Here is a 21,441-nt window from a genome sequence, read left to right on the forward strand (position 1 = left end):
GCGCTGTGCCGAATACAAGTCTTCGTCAGCAGCGCCTGATGTTACCAATAATTGAGTATGGGCTCTGAACCGGATTCGCAATTATTAACTTGCCTAACACTTCGCATAATTTATCGATTTTCACCATAGGTCTGAGCAGCGCTGACTGCATCCGACAGCTCCGTATTGGTACCCTTGCCTTGTGGATTACCATCTGCAGAAAGCAGGATTGCAATCCATCTCGTGCTGGAAGATTGCGCGAAGAATATCATCATCAGAACCGTCAAAGGTGCCGACAGGAACATGCCGGGAATGCCCCAGATTGCACCCCAGATGGCCAGGGAAAGCAGGACGACCAAAGCTGACAAATTCAGCGACTCCCCCATCATGCGCGGCTGGATGAAATTGCCGATCGAGAACTGCCAGAAACTGACGGCCGCAAACACGATCGCCGCATAGATGTAGTTGTCTTGCGGTGGTGTGCCCGGCACCCAGGCCGGAAGTCCCGGCTGCACGATGGCAAACAGCGGGGGCACCAGTGCCGCAACAATTGACCCCACAGTCGGGATATAATTGAGCACAAATATCAAAGCCGACAGGAAGAGCGCATTTTGCACCCCCAAGGCCAGCAATGAGAAATAGGTCAATGCGGTGATCAGGGCGGAGATCACAGTCTGGGTCCACAGATAGGTTTCGATACTGCGCCGCGCTTCATCGCCCACTTGGCGCACCTGCGCGCGTTGCTCGAAACCGGGGAAGATATTGTCCAGTTTCCGGGTCCAACTGGACTGCGCCAAGAACAGGAAGGCGACATAGATCAGGATCAGGACCAGATCGCCGGACAGGTCACCGGTTTCGTTGGCGATGGTCGCAAAAAAACGTTGTCCGGTTTCGTTGAACAGCAGTTCCTGCAGTGTCGGCGCACCCGACATGTGCACCACCTCATACATGTCCGCGATCATGTCGTTGATCCGGTTTTCATACTCTCCGGCGTCGCGCCCAAATTCGGCGATGCCATTTGCGAGCAGCGCCATGAATCCGAAAAATCCACCCAAAACAATCAGGACCGCGAAAACCCGGGCGTGCCCGATCTTGAGCGCGCGAGACCAATTGTCGATCATCGTGGCAAAGCCCTCGATGACGAGGAACAGGAACACAGCCAGCGCAAAGGGCGCGAGGATGCTGCGGCCAAAATGAAGGAAGGTCAGGATGACGCCGGTCGCGATGATCCAGATGCCGGTCTTCGTCGCGCGATCCATAATATCCCCCGGAGCTGTGGTTACCACAGGGTGAGGAGAGCCTCGCGCGCCGTCAAGAGCCTGCGCCTCCACCCTTGCCGAATCCGGCGAATTCTCTAGCGTCGCAGCCTGTAAGGAATGAAGGGGACAGGATGATGGATTCCATCTTTATCGGGGGCGCAGATGCCGAGGGCACCGGCACGCCAAATGTGGCGCAGAACCTGTTGCTGAAAATCGCAAACCGGCATGGCCTGATCGCGGGCGCAACCGGCACCGGCAAGACAGTCACCCTGCAAAACCTGGCTCAGGGCTTTTCCGATGCGGGCGTTCCTGTCTTCTGCGCGGACGTGAAAGGTGACCTTTCGGGCATCTGCATACCCGGCAGCACGGATCACAAGCTGCACGACAAATTCGTTGCACGCGCCAACAAGATCGGGCTCGGCGAGTATGAGTACACGTCTGCGCCAACCGTGTTCTGGGACGTGTTCGGCGAGAAGGGCCATCCGATCCGCACCACGATTTCTGAAATGGGGCCCCTGCTCCTCTCGCGGCTGATGGACCTCACCGACGCGCAGGAAGGCGTGCTGAACATCGCGTTCGAATATGCCGACGATAATGGCCTGCTGCTGCTTGACCTGAAGGATCTGCGCAAACTGCTCGTTCATATGAGCGACAAGGAGGTCCGCGACGAACTCAGCAAGGAATACGGCAACATTGCCTCTGCGTCGCTTGGCGCGGTGCAACGCAACTTGCTCGTCATGGAACGCGAAGGTGCCGATTTCTTCTTCGGCGAACCCGCACTGGAATTGTCGGACATGATGCGCACCAATACCGATGGGCGCGGCATCGTGAACGTGCTGGATGCCACCCGCCTGATCAACAGTCCAAAACTCTACTCCACATTCCTGCTCTGGCTGTTGTCGGAACTGTTCGAGCAGCTTCCCGAGATTGGCGATCCGGACAAGCCGCGCCTCGTCTTCTTCTTTGATGAAGCCCACCTGTTGTTCGACGACGCTCCTGCGGCGTTGATGCAGAAGATCGAGCAGGTCGTGCGGCTGATCCGCTCCAAGGGTGTGGGCGTCTATTTCGTTACCCAAAACCCGCGCGACCTGCCGGAAAGCGTGCTCGCACAACTGGGCAACCGGCTGCAGCATGCCCTGCGCGCCTATACGCCCGCCGAACGCAAAGGCGTACGCGCCGCGGCGCAGTCCTTCCGCGAGAATGAGACTTTTGACACAGAGGAAGTCATCACCCAGCTTGGCGTTGGCGAGGCACTGGTCTCAACGCTGGACGCCAAGGGCGCGCCAAGCGTGGTACAATGGACCGTGATCCGCCCACCAGCCTCACGACTTGGCCCGGCAACGGACGCGGAGCGCAAATCGGTCCAGAATGCCAGTCCCGTCGCCGGAAAGTACGAGAAGTCGATTGACCGTGAGTCGGCCTATGAAGTGCTGGAAGCGCGCGAAGTGAAAGCCGCAAAGGAAGCTGAGGAACTTGCCAAGAAAGAGGCCAAGGCTCAGGCCGAGCTGGACAAGAAGAAAAAGAAAACGACCACGCGCCGTAGCTCCCGCCGGATGAGTTCGCTCGAGAAAGCGGGAAATCAGGCCGCCCGAACGGCCAGCCGGGAGATCGTCCGTTACATCCTGCGCGGCATCATGGGCACGTTCAAACGCTAGCGGGGATCAGTTGGGCAAGCGGCCGGCTTCGTCGGAGTCTTCCTCGGCATAGGCCTCGTCCTCTTCCGGCAGGTCGTCGTCCATCGCTTCAATCTCGGCCAGGGCGGCATCGACGTTTTCCGACGGCGTGATATCGGCTTCGCCCTCATAGGTGTCCTCGAAGTCCTCATCGATATATTCAGCTGCTTCGTCGGCTGCCGCGACGGCCATGACTTCCTCGGTCTTCGGCTTGCGCTTCCAGAATGGTGCATGCGGATCGGCTTTCCGGTCATACTGCATGCTGTAATATTCATGGGCGGTATGGGTCAGCGGGCGCGGCGTCAGGTGCAGACCGTACTGGCGCAGACGTTCAACGACTTCATCGCGCAGATGCATGCCCGGAAAGGAATTTGCCGAGAAGCCATGCGCTTTCATCCAGTCGCGCACGTGCCAGCTGCGCACAGTGCCCGCCTCTGAAGGACGTACACCGGCGTGCTCTTCCCACATATAGAGCGTCGCAATGCCGTTGATCGTCGCATCCATCGCGTCGTCGAGCGTTGCGCTGAGATCGCGCTTCTGGGCCAGCACCGCCCGCAATGCCATCTTGCGCGCCTCAAGTTCCTGATAGGTCGCGCCGATCACGGCGATCGCATTGCGATTGGTCTTGATCAGGGAAGCGTTTACACCGTCGAGCTGCGGATGCTGGACCGGCAGCAGGACATCTGGTCCGGCTTCCTGCGTGTCGACGATCTGGGCGACCTCATTCACCATGCGCTGGAGATTGATTCGCATCTCATGGCTGATGCCGTCGAGGGCGGAGATCGCGCCATCGCGTTCTTCATCCCTTAGCCGCCAAAGCTGCCAGGCGATCATCAATGCTGCTGCGATAAGCAGGCCGAGCCCGCCGGTGAAGAATGTGTAGAATTGCGCTTCACTCATTCTGAGATCCCCTCAACGCGTCCACCGTAAACCATGCTTCCCCCGCATGGCGACCGGTTAAGTGTTGGTAAACCTTAGCCCTTGAGCGCACGTCCTGCAATCACTTGAAGACGGTCGAGCAAATCCGGGTCGCGCGCCTGTGGCGCAGTAATCAACGCATAATCCAGACACGTATCCGTGCCGTTCGGATCCGACGTACGCTCCATTCCGGACAGGGCTTCAGCAAGCCGGACAACAGCCTTACGGGCCACCGCGCTGTTCTGGCCCATGATTTCCAGCACATTCGTCACCGATACCGCCTCGGTTTCTGCCCGCCAGCAATCATAATCGGTGACCATGCAAAGAATAGCGTAGGGCAACTCGGCCTCTCGGGCGAGCTTGGCTTCCGGCATCGCGGTCATGCCAATCACGTCGCAACCCCATTGCCGATAGAGTTTTGATTCCGCGAGCGAAGAGAATTGCGGTCCCTCCATGGCCAGATACGTGCCGCCGCGATGCATCTTTGATCCGACAGCCTCCGCCGCATCTGCTGCAAGCCCCGACAGGCGCGGGCAGACCGGGTAGGCCATGGAGACATGCGCCACCATGCCGGCTGCGAAGAAGGTTTTGTCGCGCGCAAAGGTGCGGTCGATGAACTGGTCTGCGGCGACGAAGTCACCGGGGGCGTATTCCTCTTTCAGGCTGCCGCAAGCCGAAATTGACAGGATGTCCGTCACACCCGCCGCCTTCAGTGCAGCAATGTTGGCGCGGTAAGGCACCTCGGTCGGCGTGATGCGGTGACCTCTTCCGTGGCGCGGCAGGAAGACCAGCTCCACCTCCCCTATCCGGCCGCGCACCAGCACGTCAGATGGCTTGCCCCAGGCAGTCTCGACCTGTTCCTCGCGGCGGTCTTCCAGGTCGTCAATTTCGTAAAGGCCCGAGCCTCCGATAATGCCGAGGGTCCATTTGCTCATGATCTGCTCCGGAAAAAGAAAACCCCGCCCTTGGATCAGCCAGGGACGGGGTCGTCAATTCAAGGTTCTGTCAGAACTGCCTAGTGCTCTACGTTGCGCCAGATGCGCTTGTAGGAGAACCAGAGCAGGATCGCGAGGATGCCAAAATACACCATCACGGCAAGGCCAAGCGATTTGCGGTTGGTCTGTTTCGGCTCACCTGCCCAAGCGAGGAATTGCGCAACATCATAGGCCATCTGGTCGATGGTCGCTTCGGTGCCGTCGCTATACTCGACGCGGCCCGGAACGAGCTGCGGCGGCATGGCAAGGAAGCCACCCGGAGGCGCATGGCGGGGATCGCCTTCGAATTGCGGAACCGTATCGCCCGGCATGTACGGATTGTAGTACTGGCCGGCATTCTGGATCAGGTAGCCTTCGTAATGGTCATCACCATGACCAATATGCAGCTTGGACGCGTCGATAACGGTCTGAACTTCGGCAGGCGTATCGTCGCTCGGATCATCCGGCGTGCCCCCGTCAGATGCTTCAGCGACAACGCGCTCTGAGAATACGTCCTCGTCCGGATAGCCTGCCAGCAGGCTGTACACATAAGACGCGCCATCATGGCGGGCCTTGTAGATCACTGACAGGTCTGGTGGCACAGCGCCGCCATTGGCCGCACGGGCCGCACTGTCATTCGCATATGGGCTGCGGAATGTGTCGGCGGGCGTCGCCGGACGGAAATCATAGTCACCGACTTCATTTGGCGTCGGGCTGAGGATTTCGTTCTGCGCGGCCAGAGCCTTCACATACGGGTTGTCGTTCGGGTTCGGATAGGCCTCGTCATAGAACGGGCCACCCGGATCGCCGAGGTTGCGGTAGCTGAGCAGCTTCATGGAGTGACAGGACGAACAGACTTCCTGGTACACCTGATAGCCACGCTGCAGCGAGGCCTGGTCGAACTGACCCGTCACGCCTTCAAAGGGCCAGCCCTCTTCCGGTTCGTGCGGGTGAGCAGCGCCGCCGGCAGCATGCGCTGACGCGGCGATCATGAGACCGGCAAAACCGGCAGTAAGAATGCGGAACGCTTTCATGATTTTCCCCAAAGCTCCCTATTCAGCCGGCACGGCCGACGCTGACGCCTTGTGGCGCTTCAGCACGGATTTATGGATCGATTCCGGCAATTCCTTCGGCTTCTCGGTCAGACCAAGGAAGAACAGAAGAACGAAGAAGCCGAAATAACAGAAGGTCAGGATCAGCGAGAAGTGACGGAACATGAAGGTCGGAGCCGGCACAGCCGACAGAGACGGGTTCGCGTCAGCTGGCAGGCTCTCCATGAACCGTTTCGCGTCGATATAGGCTTCGCCACCACCCTTGTATTCGCTGGTCGCTTCCTGACCATCCGCCGTATAGCTGACCACCAGTTTCGGATCACCCTGCAGCGCCGGGATGACGGCATCGTCCGGGTTGGCCGCGCCGCACCAGCCGAGCAGCAGGCAGACGGCGACAAAGCCGAAGAAGAACTGCTTGGCCACCGGACGGTAGCGCATGGACTTCACTTTCGACGTGTCGAGCCAAGGCAGGATGAACAGGACCGCGATGGCTGCGAACATGAAGATCACGCCGAGCAGCTTGGCCGGGATCGGGCCGAGATCGAACGTGATGGCGCGCAGGATGGCGTAGAATGGCAGCAGGTACCATTCCGGCACGATGTGCGCAGGCGTCACCAGCGGGTTGGCCTCGATATAGTTGTCGGCATGGCCCAGCACGTTCGGTGCGTAGAAGACGAAGACGGCAAACATGATCAGGAAGATCACGATCGCGAAGGCGTCCTTCACCGTGTAATACGGGTGGAATGGCACGGTGTCTTTCGCGACGTCCTGAACCTCAACACCGGTCGGGTTGTTGTTGCCCGGCACATGAAGCGCCCAGACGTGCAGGATGACTGCGCCGGCGATCATGAAGGGCAGCAGATAGTGCAGCGAGAAGAAGCGCTGCAGTGTCTGGTTACCAATCGATGGTCCGCCGAGGATCCAGGTCTGGAGGCTCTCGCCGATCAGCGGGATGGCGCCGAACAGCGACGTAATGACGTTTGCGCCGTGATAGGACATCTGGCCCCAAGGCAACATATAGCCGAGGAAGGCGGTGGCCATCATCAGAAGGTAGATGACACAGCCAAGGATCCACAGCACTTCGCGCGGCGCCTTGTAGGAGCCGTAATAGAGCCCGCGGAACATGTGAATATAGACGGCAAGGAAGAACATCGACGCGCCATTGGCGTGAATGTAGCGGAGCAGCCAGCCATACGGCACATCGCGCATGATACGCTCAACAGACGCAAACGCGCCGTCGACACTGGCCTCATAGTGCATGGCCAGGATGATACCGGTCAGAATCTGAATCACGAGACAGACGGCAAGGATGCCGCCGAACGTGTACCAGTAGTTCAAATTCTTCGGGGTCGGGAAATTGATCGCCGTGTCCTGGGCAAACCGGACCAGCGGCAAACGCGTATCAAGCCATTTCGTAAAGGCATTGGTCGGCGTGTAGGAGGATTCGTGTCCACTCATCTGCGGTATCCTTCCCTTAAAGCGAAATGTTGATCACGGAGTCGGACACGTAATTGTAGTCCGGAACCGGGAGGTTTGTGGGGGCCGGGCCTTTGCGGATACGGCCAGACGTATCGTAGTGCGAGCCGTGGCATGGGCAGTACCAGCCACCGAAATCGCCTGTATTGCCTTGCGCCGGACCAACTGGAACACAGCCAAGGTGGGTACAAGAGCCCGAGGTGACCAGAATGGCCGGGTTCAACGACCCGTCAGCCTTGGGACGCAGACGCGCATCATCGGTCTCGGGATCACGCAATGTCGCGACATTCACCGAATCGGCCGCAGCAATCTCAGCCGCTGTGCGGTGGCGCACGAAGAACGGCTTGCCGCCGATCAGGACGCGGATCTCGCCGCCCAGAGGGATTTTGGACACATCGACATCCAGCGCCGAAGCGGCCTTTGTGTCAGCGGCCGGGTTCCACTGGTCAACCGCGGCCCAGGCAAACATGGCAGCGCCGCCAAAGGCGACCGCTCCAGTGGCGATGTGAATGAAATTGCGGCGATCGTCGTCGATCATCTCGCCGTGTTCGTGTGCAGGTGTGTCAGTCACGCTTATCCCGTCCCTTGCGAAGGCAGAAATCTGGGCCCGTCATACAGGAGCCCGCCCCCTTGCACATTGCGGCAAGTGGGCGCGGGTGCCTCCCCATAAACTACTATTGGCAGCGCGTTATCCTGACTTGGCGCCTGTGACAACAGGGCGCTTGCAAGTGTCGCAGTCCTCGCCCCATGTGTCGCGCCATGACAGATGGTGATCTCGAAACGAAGAAGACTCGCGCACGCGACTGGTTCAGGGTGTTGCAGGAAGACATCTGCGCGCGGTTCGAAGCGCTGGAAAATGCGGCGGAACGCCCCCTTTATTCAGGCGAACCGGGACGGTTCGAACTGACCGAGTGGAAACGCGGCGATGGCAGCGAAGACCTGGGCGGCGGCCGTATGGGCCTGATGCGCGGCAAGGTGTTCGAAAAAGTCGGGGTCCACTTCTCGGAAGTCCACGGCACATTCTCTGAAGCCTTCGCTGCCCAAATCCCCGGCGCGGACAAGTCAGATGGCCGATTCTGGGCCTCGGGCATTTCGCTGATCGCGCATCCACGCAATCCGAAAGTGCCCGCCGCGCATATGAATACCCGCATGCTGGTGACCAGCCAGTCCTGGTTCGGCGGCGGCGGAGATCTCAATCCCCTGCTCGATTATCAACGTGATCAAGACTTCGAAGACACGGTCGATTTCCACGCCGCCATGAAATCCGCCTGCGACACGCATCCGGGCGCCGATTTCACGCAGATGAAAGAGACCTGCGACACCTATTTCCATCTCGCTCACCGGGATGAGCCACGCGGCACGGGCGGCATTTTCTATGACCGCTTCAATTCGGGCGACTGGGACGCCGATTTCGCCTTCACACAGGAAGTCGGCAAGCAATTCGCGGAGATCTACCCGAAACTGGTCGCCCGGCGCATGAACCAGACCTGGAGCGAAGCCCAACGCGAGGAACAGCTGATCCAGCGCGGCCGCTATGTGGAGTTCAATCTGCTCTACGACCGCGGCACGACCTTCGGCTTGAAGACCGGCGGCAATGTGACGAGCATCCTCTCCTCCATGCCCCCTGTCGTGAAGTGGCCGTGAGGCCCTAGTCTGTCGCGCAATAACGTGCGTCGCCATCCGGCATTTCAATCGAGACTTTCCGCTCCTTCACAAGGGTGAAATATTCCTCATCCTGTGCCGGGCGCAGATAGATGGCGACACGGGGGTCCTTGAAGGGATTGGCACCCGGCTTCAGGCAGGGCCTCGTGGTGACGCTGACGGACAGGCTTTTCTGGCCGGGTGCCTCCTTGAGGCTCAGCATATGCGCGCGGAAATCGTCCATGCGCGGCGCGTCCTTTGGGTGGATATGCAGCCGATGGATCATGAACCCTGCCTTTGCGCGCTTGTTCAGGAAACGGGTTGCGCGTCCGGCACGGGGACAAGGTGGAACAGCTCTTCCCGGGTCTTGTCCCCCTCTTCCTGCCAGACTGACAAAACGAGCGTTGCTGCGTCCTCAGGCAAGTCATAGTCATCCGGCGCGCGCACAGCGACCTCGACCTGGCTGGCATCCATGGTCGTCGGATCCAGCGCTGCGAGTTTCGGCAGGCTGGTCACCGGCACGCTTGCGCAGGCCATGGGCAGAAAAACACCTGCGCCGATGACGAAAATCCTTGCGATAATGGCGAACATGCAGATACCCTTCTTTCAATAACTTATTCACGTAAAACATGAATTTTTAATTGGCAAGGACGAATAATGAATACTCCCACACTCCTGCCTGACCGGACACGCCTCGTCTGCCGCGTCTTGAAATGGCTCGCACTCCTCATCCTCGTCCTGATGGTGGCAGCCTATTTCCTGATGGACGTTTCAACCTCCATCCTGGATTCGGCCTGGGAGGGCCTTCAGCCGCATGTCCGGGAGGACGTCTCTTATTCCGGGGGAAAGAAACTGCTCCTGCATGTCCTGGCAGCGATCGGCTATTTCAGCCTCACCCTGATCGTCATCGGCGCTGCGCGTGTCTTCAGCGTGTTCCAGAAAGGCGTGGTATTTGCGCCCGCCGCTGTCCGAGCAGTGCGCTTCCTGGGCCTGACCATTTTCCTGTTTGCTGCCGTGCAACTGATCCTGCCTACGCTGATGGTGCTCGGCCTGACCTATGACAATGGACCGGGCAACCGGGCACTCACACTTGGAATCAATTCCAATACCGTCATCTTGTTGATGATTGGCGCGGTGATCCTGGTAATCGGTCAGATCCTGACTCAGGCGACCGACATCGCCCATGAAAACGAGCAGTTCATCTGATGGCCATCATAGTCCGCCTCGATGTGATGCTTGCCTTGCGCAAGATGAAGTCCAAAGAACTGGCCGCGGCAATCGGCATTTCCGAGCAGAACCTGTCGCAGCTAAGACAGGGACACGTCAAAGGCGTACGGTTCGAGACGCTGGACAAGATCTGCGCCGCGCTGGACTGCAAGCCGGGCGATATACTGGACCGGGACGAGGACCAGTCGCGAAATCCCGTCCGGATTTTGGGCACCGACGGAAAAAAGCGATGACGATCAGAGCATTGTGGCTCGAATTAACGTTTCGGAAATGACGAAAACTTCATTCGAAGGTATAAGCGTGGTCGATGGTCACCAGTGCGAAAGCCTTTCCCTGGGGGGCAGGGATACTGCTCCTGCTAGCGACGGTGACAGCCGCCGCAGCAGGAGCAGTGATTTCGGGCGGCAGTTCCGACCCCTGGTACGCTGCGCTCAGCAAACCTTTCCTCACCCCACCAGACGTCATGTTTGCCCTTGTCTGGCCAATTCTGTTCGTACTGATGGCGGCAGGCGCCCTGCTGGTGCTGGACCGGGCCGGTTCATTTGAACGTGCCGTCAGCCCGCTCGGGCTGTACTATTCGATGCTGGTGTTCAATGCGGGCTGGAGCCTTGCATTCTTTGGCATGAACGAGGTCGCGCTGGCGCTCGGCATTCTGGTGGCGCTTTGGCTGTTGATCGTGGCCATGATGCAGGACTTCTGGCGCTATTCGCACCTCGCCGCCTTGCTACAAATCCCCTATCTGGTCTGGATCAGTTTCGCCGGATACCTCAACGCGTACATCCTGTTCACGAATTGAGGCGCGCAACCAATTCGTCTCGAGTCAGACTGAAATCCGACGCCACCCAGCTCTGCTCCAACGCGCGCAGGACTGCGCCGACATCCGGACCGCTAAGCCCTGCTGCAAGGGCATCTGCGCCGCCCAGCGGAAAGTCCGGCTTCTGCCAGTCGACTGCCGCTGCCTTGATCGTCGTCAGGGCATCCGCTCCAGAAACCTGCGCGGCCTCAATCAAGGCGCGGTCCAGCACAGCACGTGGGCCAAAGTGGTAAAACAGACGACGCAGCGCGTCCGGTTGGACGTCAAGAACATGAGTTAGCGCAGGGTCGGCCCACTCGGCCAGTCGGCTGGCCTCGACATTGGATAGCCGCAGATGCGCCGTGACACTGGTCACATCGCGGGCGCGACGGGGAAGCATGGCCATCAAGCGTTGCAACGGATCTGGCGCAAGGCCGGCCCCCTGCTCCACCGAAACAAGAGATGGCAATTCCGATGCGCTCGCGCCGGGCAGCACGGCTTCCAGCACGCCCGTCTCTTCCATGGCCAGCATGGCTTCGGACGGATCGGGCGCTTCCATCAGGCGTTTCAATTCCTTCCATATCCGCTCGGAAGCAATCTTTGCGAGTCCATCCTTTTGCCGCTCACATGCAGCAAGGCCGTCGGCATCCATGCCCGCGCCATACCAGGCATTGAACCGGAAGAAGCGCAGGATGCGCAGATAGTCCTCGCGCAGGCGCTGGTCTGCGTCGCCAATGAAGATCACCCGCCCATCAATGGCATCCTGCACCGAGTTCGGCACGATCTCATGCAGGCGGCCATCGGCGGCGGCGTAGATAGCATTGAGCCGGAAATCACGGCGCTCCGCATCCTCGGCCCAATCCTCGGTGAAAGCGACCACGGCGCGGCGGCCATCTGTCTCGACATCGCGGCGCAGGCTGGTGATCTCGTAGGGGCGGCCGTCATAGATGGCGGTGACGGTGCCATGCTCCAGCCCGGTCGGGATCGCGCGAATGCCGGCCGCTTCCAGCGCCGCGAGGGTTTCCTCCGGTTTTAATTGGGTCGCGATGTCTATGTCATCGACCGGCACGCCGCGCAGTTCGTTGCGCACACAGCCGCCGACGAAGCGCGCGCCACCAGGGCGCGCCACTTCCAGCGCAGCCATCACGGCGCGTGTGCCCGGCCAGTCCAGCCAGGGCGCGGTCGTCAGGTCAGTCCGTGTCATCGTCCGGCCGCACGATCTCCGGTGTGTCGGCATCGGGGTCCGGGGCCAGGATCACCGGCTCTTCCTCCCGGCGCGCGGCATCTTCGGTATCCGGCGCCGTGGCGCGGATCTCTCCGGCATCATGGATATCCGTGCCGGGCCCGGTCGCGCCCGTGGCGGAACGGATACTGTCTCGCTCGCGCGGCACGCCGACATTGGTGACATCATGAACGCAAGGATAGTCGCGTGCCGGGATCAGCTTGCCATTCTCCATACGGGCCGGCTCGTGGCAGATGTCGCGTTCTTTCGGCTCCATCAGGATCAGAACGAACCAGGCCACGGTCGCAAGGCCAATGCCGCACAGGAACAGGATATTGATGGGCCATTTGCGTTTGCCCTCCTGTTCTGCATTCGACGTTGCCAGCAGGTAGAGCCCGAACACGATGAACGGGATCGAGAAGATGAATAGCTCAAAGACGATGCGTCCGGCCAAGGTGTCGTTCCCTCCGATTGTTTCACCTTAGATAAGGCGTGGATGGATTGAACAAACCCCTAAAACCGGGCCGGATCAATCGTCGTACAGTGTATGATACAGTTTCCGTATAATCCCGGCGGTCACGCCCCAGATGCGAAAGCCGCCATGCGGCATCTCGTAAAATTGCCGTTCCTTGCCCTTGTAGACAGCTCGGCCGACCTGATGGTTGGCGATATTCATCAGGAAATCGATGGGCGTTTCGAACACGTCCGCAACTTCGGTCGGGTCGGGTTTGGGCTCGAAATCGGCGGGCAGAATCCCCACGACCGGCGTGATGCGAAACATGGTGCCGGTGACATAGGGCGCGCCGCGACCCAGAACCTCCACCTCTGCCGGGTTCACGCCGACTTCTTCCTCAGCCTCGCGCAGGGCGGCGGCGACTTCGTCCACGTCGATCGGATCGATCTTGCCGCCCGGAAAGGCAACCTGTCCGGCATGATTGGCCATCGTGTCCGGGCGCAGGGTGAGCAGCGCGGTCGGACCGGATTTGCGCGGGATGACACCAAACAGCACCGCCGCCGGGCGGATTACCGCCAGTTCTTCTGGCGTCAGGAAGTCGAGGTCGCCATATTCGGTCAGCCGCCCTTCGCCATGGGGCGGGTCAAGCCGGTCTGAGACCCGCGTCAGGAAATCGTCCAGCCCGTTCCAGCTCATGCCGGATCAGGCCGCCGGTCCGAGAGGAAAGAAGACACCCTGGCTCCACACGCCCAGCATATCTGATCCGTCGGGTGCAGGTTCTGCCATATTGGCCAGTTCGTAGAAGACCGGCCGGGCAAGTTTGGCTTCGAGCTGTCCGCGCACCAATACATAGGGGGAAGGCTCTCCGGTCTCGGGATCGGTCTCGACGCGCAGCGGCGCGTCCGGCCCTGCCAGCGTCACATCGCCCAGATTTGTGACGAAGGCCAGTGTCTGTTGCGGTCCGGCCTCGCCCGCCCGCTCGACGCGCACAGCAAGGAAAGGCGCATCGGCCACATGCACGATCACTTTTTCGTAGGGCGTGACGAGCCAGACCGAACCGTCCTCATCCTTGCGCAGGATGCGCGAGAACAGCTTCACCAGTCGCTCGCGATTAATTGGGTCGCCTTCATGCCACCAACTACCATCCGCGCGGATTTCCATGTTGATGTCAGCTGAGCGCTCAGGATTCCACAGATGAACCGGCGGCAGTTTGCCATCTACCTTGCCATCGGGAAGGATCGCTTTAAGCGTCTCTTCGAGACTGATTGTGGTTGTGGCACTGGAATTCACGTTTTGCTCCGCCATGATCCGGCCTTAGACATAGGTTTGTTTATTCAGATCGAAAACCCGGAGGCGCCCTTTTGATGGCCGATACTGACCAGGTAAGTGATGCAATCATCGCAGAAGCCGAATCCGCCGCCGAAACGCTGGCGCAGGTGAAAGCCGAAATTGCGAAGGCGGTATTCGGACAGGACCGCGTGGTCGAGTTGGCGCTCGCCGCCGTACTGGCCGGGGGCCATGCCCTGCTGATCGGCGCGCCCGGCTTGGCCAAGACACGCCTCGTCGAGGCGATGGGCACCGCGCTTGGTCTCGCCAACCAGCGCATCCAGTTCACGCCGGATCTGATGCCCTCAGACATTATCGGCTCTGAAGTGCTGGACGAAAGCCCGAGCGGGCAGCGCACCTTCCGCTTCCTCAAAGGGCCGATCTTCACCCAGCTGCTGATGGCGGACGAGATCAACCGCGCCAGCCCTCGTACCCAGTCTGCCCTGCTCCAGTCGATGCAGGAGCGCCATGTCACCGTGGCCGGTGTGCGCCATGACCTGCCCGCGCCCTTCCATGTTCTGGCGACGCAGAACCCGATCGAGCAGGAAGGCACCTACCCCCTGCCCGAAGCCCAGCTGGATCGCTTCCTGCTGAAGGTCGACGTGAACTATCCCGACCTCGACACCGAGCGCCGCATCCTGATCGAGACGACGACCGGCGACGATGACGTGGTGCGCCCGGCGCTGGACGCCGAACGGCTGATCGCGCTGCAAGGCCTCGTGCGGCGGATGCCGGTGGGCGAGAAGATCGTCTCGGCGATCCTCGGCCTGGTGCGAGATGCCCGGCCGGAACAGACAAGCGACGAGCGCGTCAAGCGGCTGGTGGATTGGGGGCCTTCGCCCCGTGCCGGTCAGGCGCTGATGCTGGCTGCACGGAGCCGCGCGCTCTTGAGGGGCCGTCTTGCGCCGAGCATCGAGGATGTCGAAGCGCTCGCAGAACCCTGCCTCGGCCACCGCATGGCAATGCGCTATGATCCGACGGGCGAGGCACCGAGCCTGACCGATTTGATCAATGACCTTGCCCGGAAGGTGGCGTGATGGAGCGCTATCCACTCTCAGTCCATCCTTAATTCGTTATGGGTTCTGTCGTCCGAAAGCTCTTGAAAGACCGCTTACTTGTTGCGGGCCTCATCGGACTGTTCGAATGGATCGCCTTCTCAACCATGTACTCACGACAAACGAGACAGAAACTGCCAGAAATCGACTCCTGCCTGACGAAGCTGCGCACAGCTTCACGAATCGAGCGCGACCTGACGCTCTCGGTAATGGCAAATTGTAATGATTCTGCTGCATATTCAGCAACGGCAGATCCCTGTGCACCTTACCTCAACTCTCCGATCACAGGATGCCTGGCAACATATGATTGTGCGGCCAAAAAACTGCTCCGGCGCAGAATGGAGTACTTCCGAACCTCCCGAACATGGAGCGAGCGGTTTCAGAACTTCCGAAACGAGAAGACTGAGCGTGTTCAAGCAGCGCAAACTCGCGAAAGCGCAATCTCCAACGACGATAAGCGCGTCGAATTCGACAATCACCGAGCCAACACTATTGCGCTTGCAGGACCTACGCTGACAGAGTTCGAGCAGAAGCAACTCGATGTGCTTGTCGAAGAATACCGCCGGACAGGCGAAGAAAAGTTCAAACTTCTGGAAGCCGACATATGCATGCAGGAAATGGTCCTGTGAGTTCCGATCTTCGCTCAGAAGCCGAGAGCCTTGCCCGGCAATTGCCCGGCCTGAACTTTAAGGCCGAGGCGAGCGAGGCTGCGCATATCGGCTCGGCAGGCCGTCGCCGTGCGGGCACGGGCGAGCATTTCTGGCAGTATCGCCGCTATGCGCAGGAAGACGCCGCCGACCGGGTCGACTGGCGCCGCTCCGCCAAGGGCACGGAATTGTTCGTACGCGAAACAGAACTGGAAACCGCGCGCACGGTGCTGTTCTGGAGTGATGATGCACCGGGTTTCCGCTGGAAGGGCGAGGGCGATTTGCGCACCAAGGCCGAAGAAGCCCAACTCCTGATGCTGGCCATCGGCATCATGATGTCGAAGGATGGCGAACGCATCGGCATGCTGGGCGCGGGCCGGACGGCCAGCTTTGGCAAAAAGGCCGTGGCGCGGCTCGCCGAAGACCTTGAGCGCGGCACGCATGGCCAGTTTCCCTCGCCGCCGAAATCAGCGGCAACGATTATTCTGGCATCTGACTTTTACGCGCCGCTCGCAGACTGGCAGGCCCGCCTTGCGCCGCTTGCCGCGAAATGCCCGGAAGGCGTGCTGCTGGCGATCTCGGCACCCATCGAGGAAAGCTTCCCGTTTGAAGGCCGCACCAAGCTCAGCCGCCCCGGCACCGAGTCCGACCGTATCCTTGGCCGGGCCGAGACAATGCGTGAGGCTTACCTCCGCCGCTTTGCCGAACAGCGGGACGGATTGCGCAGACTGGCCACGCAAATGGGCTGGCGGCTGGTGACGCATACAGTCGGAACGTCCAGCCTTGAAGGCGCCGCCCGGCTGAAGGCGCAGGTCGAGACGTTCGGGGCCAAGGCATGACCTCGCTCGGCCCATTCCTGCTCGGCGCGCCGTGGGCGCTTGCCGCTTTGGCCGCGCTGCCAATCATCTGGTGGATCCTGCGGGCAACGCCCCCTGCCCCACGTCATGCGGAATTGCCGTCGCTACAATTGCTCGACGGGATCGAGCCGCAGGAAGAGACGCCCGCGCGCACGCCCTGGTGGGTCTGGCTGATCCGTACGCTGGCGATTGCCGCCGCGATCCTCGGCCTGTCCCAACCCGTCTATGCACCGGGCGCGCAGACCGAGACCGTGGAAGGCACCGGCAGCCTGCTGATTGTGGTCGACAATGGCTGGCCGTCCGCCCCGCGCTGGCCGGACCTCGTCAATGCCGCGACCGCCACACTGGACACGGGCAATCGCGACGCGCCGGTCCATCTGTTGCTGACCGCGCCGCAACAATTCAATCCCGACCCGGCCGAGCGTATTTCCCGCGCCGACATGGGCAAGCGCCTGACCTCGCTGAGGCCGCAGGCCTGGGCCCCTGACCGTTCCGATGCGTTGCGGCGGTTGAATGACTCAGGTTTCAAGCCTGACCGCATCTTCTGGGCAAGCGACGGCTTGCAGGGCAAGGACGGCCAGGCCTTTGCCGCGGAGCTGTCAAGTCTCGCGCCGCTGACCGTCTATGCCGCAGCACCGACGGGCCCGATCGTAATTTCCGGCATTCGGTCGCAAACAGATTCTGTCAGCGTGACCGCCCGCCGCGCTTCCACGCGCGGCATCGCAACCGGATATGTATCTGCCATGACGATTGATGGTTCAGCCCTGGCGACTGCGCCCCTGGAATTTGCCGATGGGCAGACCGAAGCGGCCGCCGAGTTTACCATCCCTGCCGCAGCACTCGCCCGCGTTGCCCGGTTCAGCGTCACAGGCCAGCAAGGCGCAGGTACGGTCTGGCTATGGGATTCCGCCGATCGCTCACGCCGGGTGGGTCTCGTCGATGCAGGCAGCACGGCCCAGCCGCTGCTGTCGGACATGCACTATATCCGCAAGGCGCTGGAGCCTTTCGCGACGATATCCGAAGGCAGTATCGAGAACCTTGTGGCCGCGTCCCCGGATGCAATCATCTTGAGTGATATCGGGCAGATCCTGCCGCAGGATGCCGAATTGCTGCACGCTTGGGTCGAGGAAGGCGGCGCGCTGATCCGGTTTGCCGGTCCGCGCCTCGCCGCGCAGGGCGATGACCTGCTGCCGGTTGCGCTGCGCCGGTCTTCTCGCGCGCTCGGCGGAGCGCTGGCCTGGGATGAGCCGCAAGCCATGGCGGCGTTCCCGGAGACCTCCCCCTTTGCAGGCTTGCCCATTCCCGGTGACGTGCGCATCAAGCAGCAAGTGCTCGCGCGGCCGGGGCCGGAACTCGCATCGAAGACGTGGGCGCGACTGGCAGATGGTTCTCCGCTGGTGACCGCCGACATGCGCGGCGATGGCACGCTGATTCTGTTCCACACAACCGCCGGGCCGGACTGGGCCGACCTTGCCTATTCCGGCACGTTCTCGCAGATACTGCGCCGGTCGATTGCAGCCGGACGTGGCGAATCCGTCGGCGATGCGGAGGGGGCTTACGCCCCTTTCCTGACCCTGGACGGCTATGGGCGCCTGTCGGCCGCGGGGGCCAATGCCGCGCCCTTGAAGGCCACCGATTTTGCAACGACCGAACCGTCTGAAGCTCACCCACCGGGGCTCTATCGTGGGCCAGCCGGATCGCGCGCCCTGAATGCGGGTGCCGGCAAGCGGCCGGAGCTGATCGCGAACTGGCCAATTTCGGCTCGTCTGCTGGGCGATGCCGAGGCCCGGTCGTTGCGCCTTGCAGGGCCGTTGCTGACCCTTGCTGCCGTATTGCTGGCGCTGGACCTTTTCATCGCCCTGTTCGTGGCCGGACGGCTGCGCCGGTTTGGCAAGGGCGCAGCGATGGCATGTGTGGTGGCTGGTGGCGCGCTGGTCGCGGTGCCGACACCGGATGCGGCGGCCCAACCCTTCCAGTATGAATTGTTGCCGGACGGCACCTATCGCCGGGTGGACAATAATCCGCAGACGATCCGACTGCCGTCCAACGGAAACGCGACCCAGAAGGAGATCGACGCGGCGCTGGAGATGCGCCTGGCCTATGTGGAAACACCTGACCGTTCGCTCAATGCGCGTACGCGCGCCGGCCTGTTCGGTCTGTCCAATATCCTGCGCCTGCGTACGTCCGTCGAACCTGCTGATCCCCATAGTGTCGATCTGGAGACCGACGCGCTTGAGCTGTACCCGCTGATCTATCTCAACATACCCGACTCCATGCCGCCGCTGTCGGACACTGCGATTGCCCACCTCAATACATACCTGCGCTCTGGCGGGGCGCTGGTGATTGATACGCGCGCAGGCGGAACGATTGGAACACAGACCGATGTGACCCGCCTGGAGACCTTGCTGGAAGGGCTTGATGCACCGCCCTTGCAGACGGTGGGCGAAAACCATGTTCTGACGCGAACCTTCTATTTGCTGGACGACTTTCCGGGGCGCTATGCGCAGCGCAATCTCTGGATCGAGCAGGCGGGCGATGCCAGTGCACCGCGCGGCGACGGCGTTTCACGCCTCATTATCGGCGATGCCGACTGGGCTTCGGCCTGGGCCGTGGATGAACAGGGCCGCGACCTCTATTCCGTGGACGGCGGAGCGCAACAGCGTGAAATGGCGAGACGCTTCGGCGTGAATTTGGTCATGTATGTGCTGACTGGAAACTATAAGGACGACCAGGTGCACATCCCGGCCCTGCTGGAACGTCTCGGCAATGGCGACGCAGATGAAGCACCGGATGAAAGCCCGGTCCGCATTCCGACCCGCATTCCCGATGGAGGGCCGCAATGATTGACGCAACGCGCCTCGGCTTTGAGCCCTTTCTTGGCTGGCCGATCCTGTGGGCAGTCGTGGCGCTTGCTGCGCTGGCATGGCTCGCTTATGCGTTTCTGCGCGGCAAAGCGTGGCTAACGCGAGGGCTGGCGCTGACTTTGCTGGCTGCGGCATTATCGAACCCCTCACTCGTACAGGAAGAGCGTGAGCCCCTGCCCTCGGTGGCGGCGATCATTCTCGACCGGTCCGAAAGCATGGAGTTTGGCGAACGCGAAGCGGCGGCCTCAGCGGCTTTCGCCGCGCTGAATGCTGAACTGGAAGCCGACCCATCCCTGGAAGTGCGCATCCTGGAGAGCGATCCGGGTGCGGATGGCACCAATCTCTATGGCGCGCTGGAAGGCCTGATGGCTGATGTCCCCCGCGACCGGATTGCAGGCGCCATCCTGATCACTGACGGACAGGTTCATGATTTGCCGGAACCGGACTCTGACGAACGCCATATCGCCCCTTTGCATGGGCTGATCGTAGGCGACCCCAACCGGGGTGATCGGCGCGTGTCGATTGTCGATGCCCCGGACTTTGGCATCGTGGGCGAAATGGCTGAATTGGTCGTGCGGGTGGATGATCCCGACCTGCCAGACGGTCGGCAGGTGGAGATTGAACTGTCTGTCAATGGCAGCACCCCGCGCCGGTTGAATGTGACGCCCGGCGAGAATACGAGTGTACCGATCGAGATTGAACGACGCGGCGAAAATGTCATCGTGGTCGAGACGCCAGAGGGACGCGAGGAGCTGACACTGGCCAACAATCGCACGGCGGCGACCCTTTCTGGAGTGCGCGACCGGCTGCGCGTGCTGCTCGTCACCGGCAAGCCGAACCAGGCGGGCCGGGTCTGGCGCGACCTGCTCAAATCCGACCCATCCGTGGACCTTGTCCACTTCACCATCCTGCGCCCGCCCTACAAGCTGGACTATACGCCGACCGAAGAGCTCGCCCTGATCGCCTTCCCGACCGAGGAATTGTTCGAGGAGAAGCTGGAAGAATTCGACCTGATCATCTTTGATCAGTATGAGCGCCGGGGTGTGATCACCCAGTCTTACCTCGCCAATATGTCCCGCTATGTGACCGAAGGCGGCGCGCTGTTCATTGCCGCCGGCGAACCCTTTGCCGGGCCGGGCAGCCTTGCGCGCTCGCCGCTGGCTTCAGTGCTGCCTGCCTCCCCTACGGGCGATATCTATACCGGGGAGTACACGCCGGAGCTGACCGAGCCAGGCCTGCGTCACGCCGTGACCATGCCGCTGGCCAGCCGCGAATGGGGCGGCTGGATGCGCTATATCGATGCCGAAGCCCAAGCCGGAGACGTGCTGATGAGCGGGCCGCGCGGCAAACCCTTGCTGATCGTGGACCGCGTGGGCGATGGCCGCGTCGGCATGTTGATGACCGACCAGATCTGGCTGTGGGCGCGTGGGCATGATGGCGGCGGACCGTTTGCCGAATTGATGCGCCGCGTTGTCCACTGGATGATGAAGGAGCCGGAACTGGAAGAGCGCAAGCTGAATCTTGTGGCCGAAGGCGATACAGCGCGCGTGGAACTGCGTACGCTGCTGGATAGCGCACCGCCGTTGGTGGTCGAGACGCCGGAAGGCAGCTTCCTCGAGCCGCAATGGCGCCAGGACGGGCCGGGCCGGTTCGTGGCTGAGGCGCCGATTGACCAGCTCGGCCTCTACCGCGCCGAAGCGGGCGGGCTGGAAGCGGTCGCCCTGAATGGGCCGGCCAATCCGAAGGAATATGCAGACCTTCAGTCTACGACCGAAGTGTTGCAGCCTTTGGCAGATGCGACCAGTGGCGGCGTCTTCCGCCTGAATGCCAACGGCACGAATTTGCCGGACATTCGGCGCACCAGCGCGCGCGGAAACTCGGCGGACGGCAACTGGCTTGGCCTGCGAGAGCGCGGCGCTTATGCGGTGCGCTCGTCTAGCAGCCAGCCCCTGCTGCCGGGGGTGATTGCGGCGGCGCTGCTGATTGGCCTGCTGCTGCTCGCCTGGCGACGTGAAGGACGGTGA

General features: G+C 61.2%; 22 protein-coding genes. 10 read left to right on the forward strand and 12 right to left on the reverse strand.

The genetic code is table 11. The annotated features are described in order from the left end of the window. Positions 1-110 precede the first annotated feature (110 nt). Positions 111-1,238 (reverse strand): AI-2E family transporter, encoded by a 1,128-nt coding sequence (locus CFA77_RS14915; RefSeq protein ID WP_206991361.1) that lies wholly within the window; start codon positions 1,236-1,238, stop codon positions 111-113. 131 nt (positions 1,239-1,369) lie between these two features. Here CFA77_RS14915 and CFA77_RS14920 point away from each other — a divergent pair, with 131 nt between their 5' ends. Then, positions 1,370-2,893, forward strand: a complete 1,524-nt coding sequence (locus CFA77_RS14920) for a helicase HerA-like domain-containing protein (protein WP_206991362.1) — start codon at positions 1,370-1,372, stop codon at positions 2,891-2,893. A gap of 6 nt (positions 2,894-2,899) precedes the next feature. On the opposite strand, the gene CFA77_RS14925 is transcribed toward CFA77_RS14920, so the two are convergent. The 5 genes from CFA77_RS14925 to petA form a co-directional block, all read right to left on the reverse strand. Next, positions 2,900-3,811 (reverse strand): hypothetical protein, encoded by a 912-nt coding sequence (locus CFA77_RS14925; RefSeq protein ID WP_206991363.1) that lies wholly within the window; start codon positions 3,809-3,811, stop codon positions 2,900-2,902. A gap of 74 nt (positions 3,812-3,885) precedes the next feature. Then, positions 3,886-4,764, reverse strand: coding sequence for an S-methyl-5'-thioadenosine phosphorylase (locus CFA77_RS14930; RefSeq protein WP_206991364.1), 879 nt, complete (start codon positions 4,762-4,764; stop codon positions 3,886-3,888). An 80-nt stretch (positions 4,765-4,844) separates the two neighbouring features. Next, a complete protein-coding gene (locus CFA77_RS14935; RefSeq protein ID WP_206991365.1) occupies positions 4,845-5,837 on the reverse strand; it encodes a cytochrome c1 in 993 nt (330 codons plus the stop codon). A gap of 18 nt (positions 5,838-5,855) precedes the next feature. Further along, positions 5,856-7,313, reverse strand: a complete 1,458-nt coding sequence (locus CFA77_RS14940; protein WP_034810469.1) for a cytochrome b N-terminal domain-containing protein — start codon at positions 7,311-7,313, stop codon at positions 5,856-5,858. Positions 7,314-7,329: 16 nt separating this feature from the next. Further along, the gene (gene petA, locus CFA77_RS14945) at positions 7,330-7,869 is read right to left on the reverse strand and encodes a ubiquinol-cytochrome c reductase iron-sulfur subunit (RefSeq protein WP_034810468.1); all 540 of its coding nucleotides are present in this window, start codon (positions 7,867-7,869) and stop codon (positions 7,330-7,332) included. Positions 7,870-8,090: 221 nt separating this feature from the next. Here petA and hemF point away from each other — a divergent pair, with 221 nt between their 5' ends. Beyond that, a complete protein-coding gene (gene hemF, locus CFA77_RS14950; RefSeq protein WP_206991366.1) occupies positions 8,091-8,975 on the forward strand; it encodes an oxygen-dependent coproporphyrinogen oxidase in 885 nt (294 codons plus the stop codon). A gap of 4 nt (positions 8,976-8,979) precedes the next feature. Here the strand turns inward: hemF and CFA77_RS14955 are convergent, their stop codons facing one another. Both CFA77_RS14955 and CFA77_RS14960 read right to left on the reverse strand, forming a co-directional pair. Further along, a complete protein-coding gene (locus CFA77_RS14955) occupies positions 8,980-9,258 on the reverse strand; it encodes a hypothetical protein (RefSeq protein ID WP_206991367.1) in 279 nt (92 codons plus the stop codon). Positions 9,259-9,281: 23 nt separating this feature from the next. Beyond that, a complete protein-coding gene (locus CFA77_RS14960) occupies positions 9,282-9,563 on the reverse strand; it encodes a hypothetical protein (RefSeq protein WP_206991368.1) in 282 nt (93 codons plus the stop codon). A gap of 66 nt (positions 9,564-9,629) precedes the next feature. Between CFA77_RS14960 and CFA77_RS14965 the strand changes: the two genes are divergently transcribed. From CFA77_RS14965 to CFA77_RS14975, 3 genes are all read left to right on the forward strand, one after another. Then, positions 9,630-10,178, forward strand: coding sequence for a DUF2975 domain-containing protein (locus CFA77_RS14965; RefSeq protein ID WP_206991369.1), 549 nt, complete (start codon positions 9,630-9,632; stop codon positions 10,176-10,178). Continuing rightward, complete coding sequence (locus CFA77_RS14970; RefSeq protein ID WP_051607399.1) at positions 10,178-10,432, forward strand: helix-turn-helix transcriptional regulator; 255 nt, start codon at positions 10,178-10,180, stop codon at positions 10,430-10,432. The genes CFA77_RS14965 and CFA77_RS14970 overlap by 1 nt, the downstream gene beginning before the upstream one ends. Before the next feature lie 74 nt (positions 10,433-10,506). Next, positions 10,507-10,995: a TspO/MBR family protein gene (locus tag CFA77_RS14975; protein WP_206991370.1), complete on the forward strand. Its 489-nt coding sequence runs from the start codon at positions 10,507-10,509 to the stop codon at positions 10,993-10,995. Here the strand turns inward: CFA77_RS14975 and CFA77_RS14980 are convergent. The 4 genes from CFA77_RS14980 to CFA77_RS14995 all read right to left on the reverse strand — a co-directional run bounded on the left by CFA77_RS14980 (position 10,985) and on the right by CFA77_RS14995 (position 13,958). Next, positions 10,985-12,196 (reverse strand): CCA tRNA nucleotidyltransferase, encoded by a 1,212-nt coding sequence (locus tag CFA77_RS14980; protein WP_242517399.1) that lies wholly within the window; start codon positions 12,194-12,196, stop codon positions 10,985-10,987. The genes CFA77_RS14975 and CFA77_RS14980 overlap by 11 nt on opposite strands. Continuing rightward, positions 12,183-12,668, reverse strand: a complete 486-nt coding sequence (locus CFA77_RS14985; protein ID WP_034810463.1) for a DUF6111 family protein — start codon at positions 12,666-12,668, stop codon at positions 12,183-12,185. Before CFA77_RS14985 ends, CFA77_RS14980 begins: the two co-directional genes overlap by 14 nt. Before the next feature lie 75 nt (positions 12,669-12,743). Continuing rightward, on the reverse strand, positions 12,744-13,364 hold the full coding sequence (locus CFA77_RS14990; protein WP_206991371.1) for a CoA pyrophosphatase: 621 nt from the start codon (positions 13,362-13,364) through the stop codon (positions 12,744-12,746). A 6-nt stretch (positions 13,365-13,370) separates the two neighbouring features. Further along, positions 13,371-13,958, reverse strand: a complete 588-nt coding sequence (locus CFA77_RS14995) for a DUF1285 domain-containing protein (protein ID WP_242517400.1) — start codon at positions 13,956-13,958, stop codon at positions 13,371-13,373. Positions 13,959-14,032: 74 nt separating this feature from the next. On the opposite strand from CFA77_RS14995, the gene CFA77_RS15000 reads away from it, so the two are divergent. From CFA77_RS15000 to CFA77_RS15020, 5 genes are read left to right on the forward strand one after another with little or no spacing between them, the layout of a single operon-like run. Continuing rightward, positions 14,033-15,031: a MoxR family ATPase gene (locus tag CFA77_RS15000; RefSeq protein WP_206991373.1), complete on the forward strand. Its 999-nt coding sequence runs from the start codon at positions 14,033-14,035 to the stop codon at positions 15,029-15,031. Between the two features lie 38 nt (positions 15,032-15,069). After that, the gene (locus CFA77_RS15005; protein WP_206991374.1) at positions 15,070-15,678 is read left to right on the forward strand and encodes a hypothetical protein; all 609 of its coding nucleotides are present in this window, start codon (positions 15,070-15,072) and stop codon (positions 15,676-15,678) included. Continuing rightward, positions 15,675-16,535: a DUF58 domain-containing protein gene (locus tag CFA77_RS15010; RefSeq protein WP_242517401.1), complete on the forward strand. Its 861-nt coding sequence runs from the start codon at positions 15,675-15,677 to the stop codon at positions 16,533-16,535. Before CFA77_RS15005 ends, CFA77_RS15010 begins: the two co-directional genes overlap by 4 nt. After that, a complete protein-coding gene (locus CFA77_RS15015; RefSeq protein WP_206991376.1) occupies positions 16,532-19,396 on the forward strand; it encodes a DUF4159 domain-containing protein in 2,865 nt (954 codons plus the stop codon). The genes CFA77_RS15010 and CFA77_RS15015 overlap by 4 nt, the downstream gene beginning before the upstream one ends. Continuing rightward, positions 19,393-21,441 carry a hypothetical protein gene (locus CFA77_RS15020; RefSeq protein WP_206991377.1) on the forward strand — a complete coding sequence of 683 codons (2,049 nt, stop codon included), beginning with the start codon at positions 19,393-19,395 and terminating at the stop codon, positions 21,439-21,441. The genes CFA77_RS15015 and CFA77_RS15020 overlap by 4 nt, the downstream gene beginning before the upstream one ends.

Source organism: Hyphomonas sp. KY3, assembly GCF_017309975.1.
Classification (GTDB): Bacteria; Pseudomonadota; Alphaproteobacteria; order Caulobacterales; family Hyphomonadaceae; genus Hyphomonas.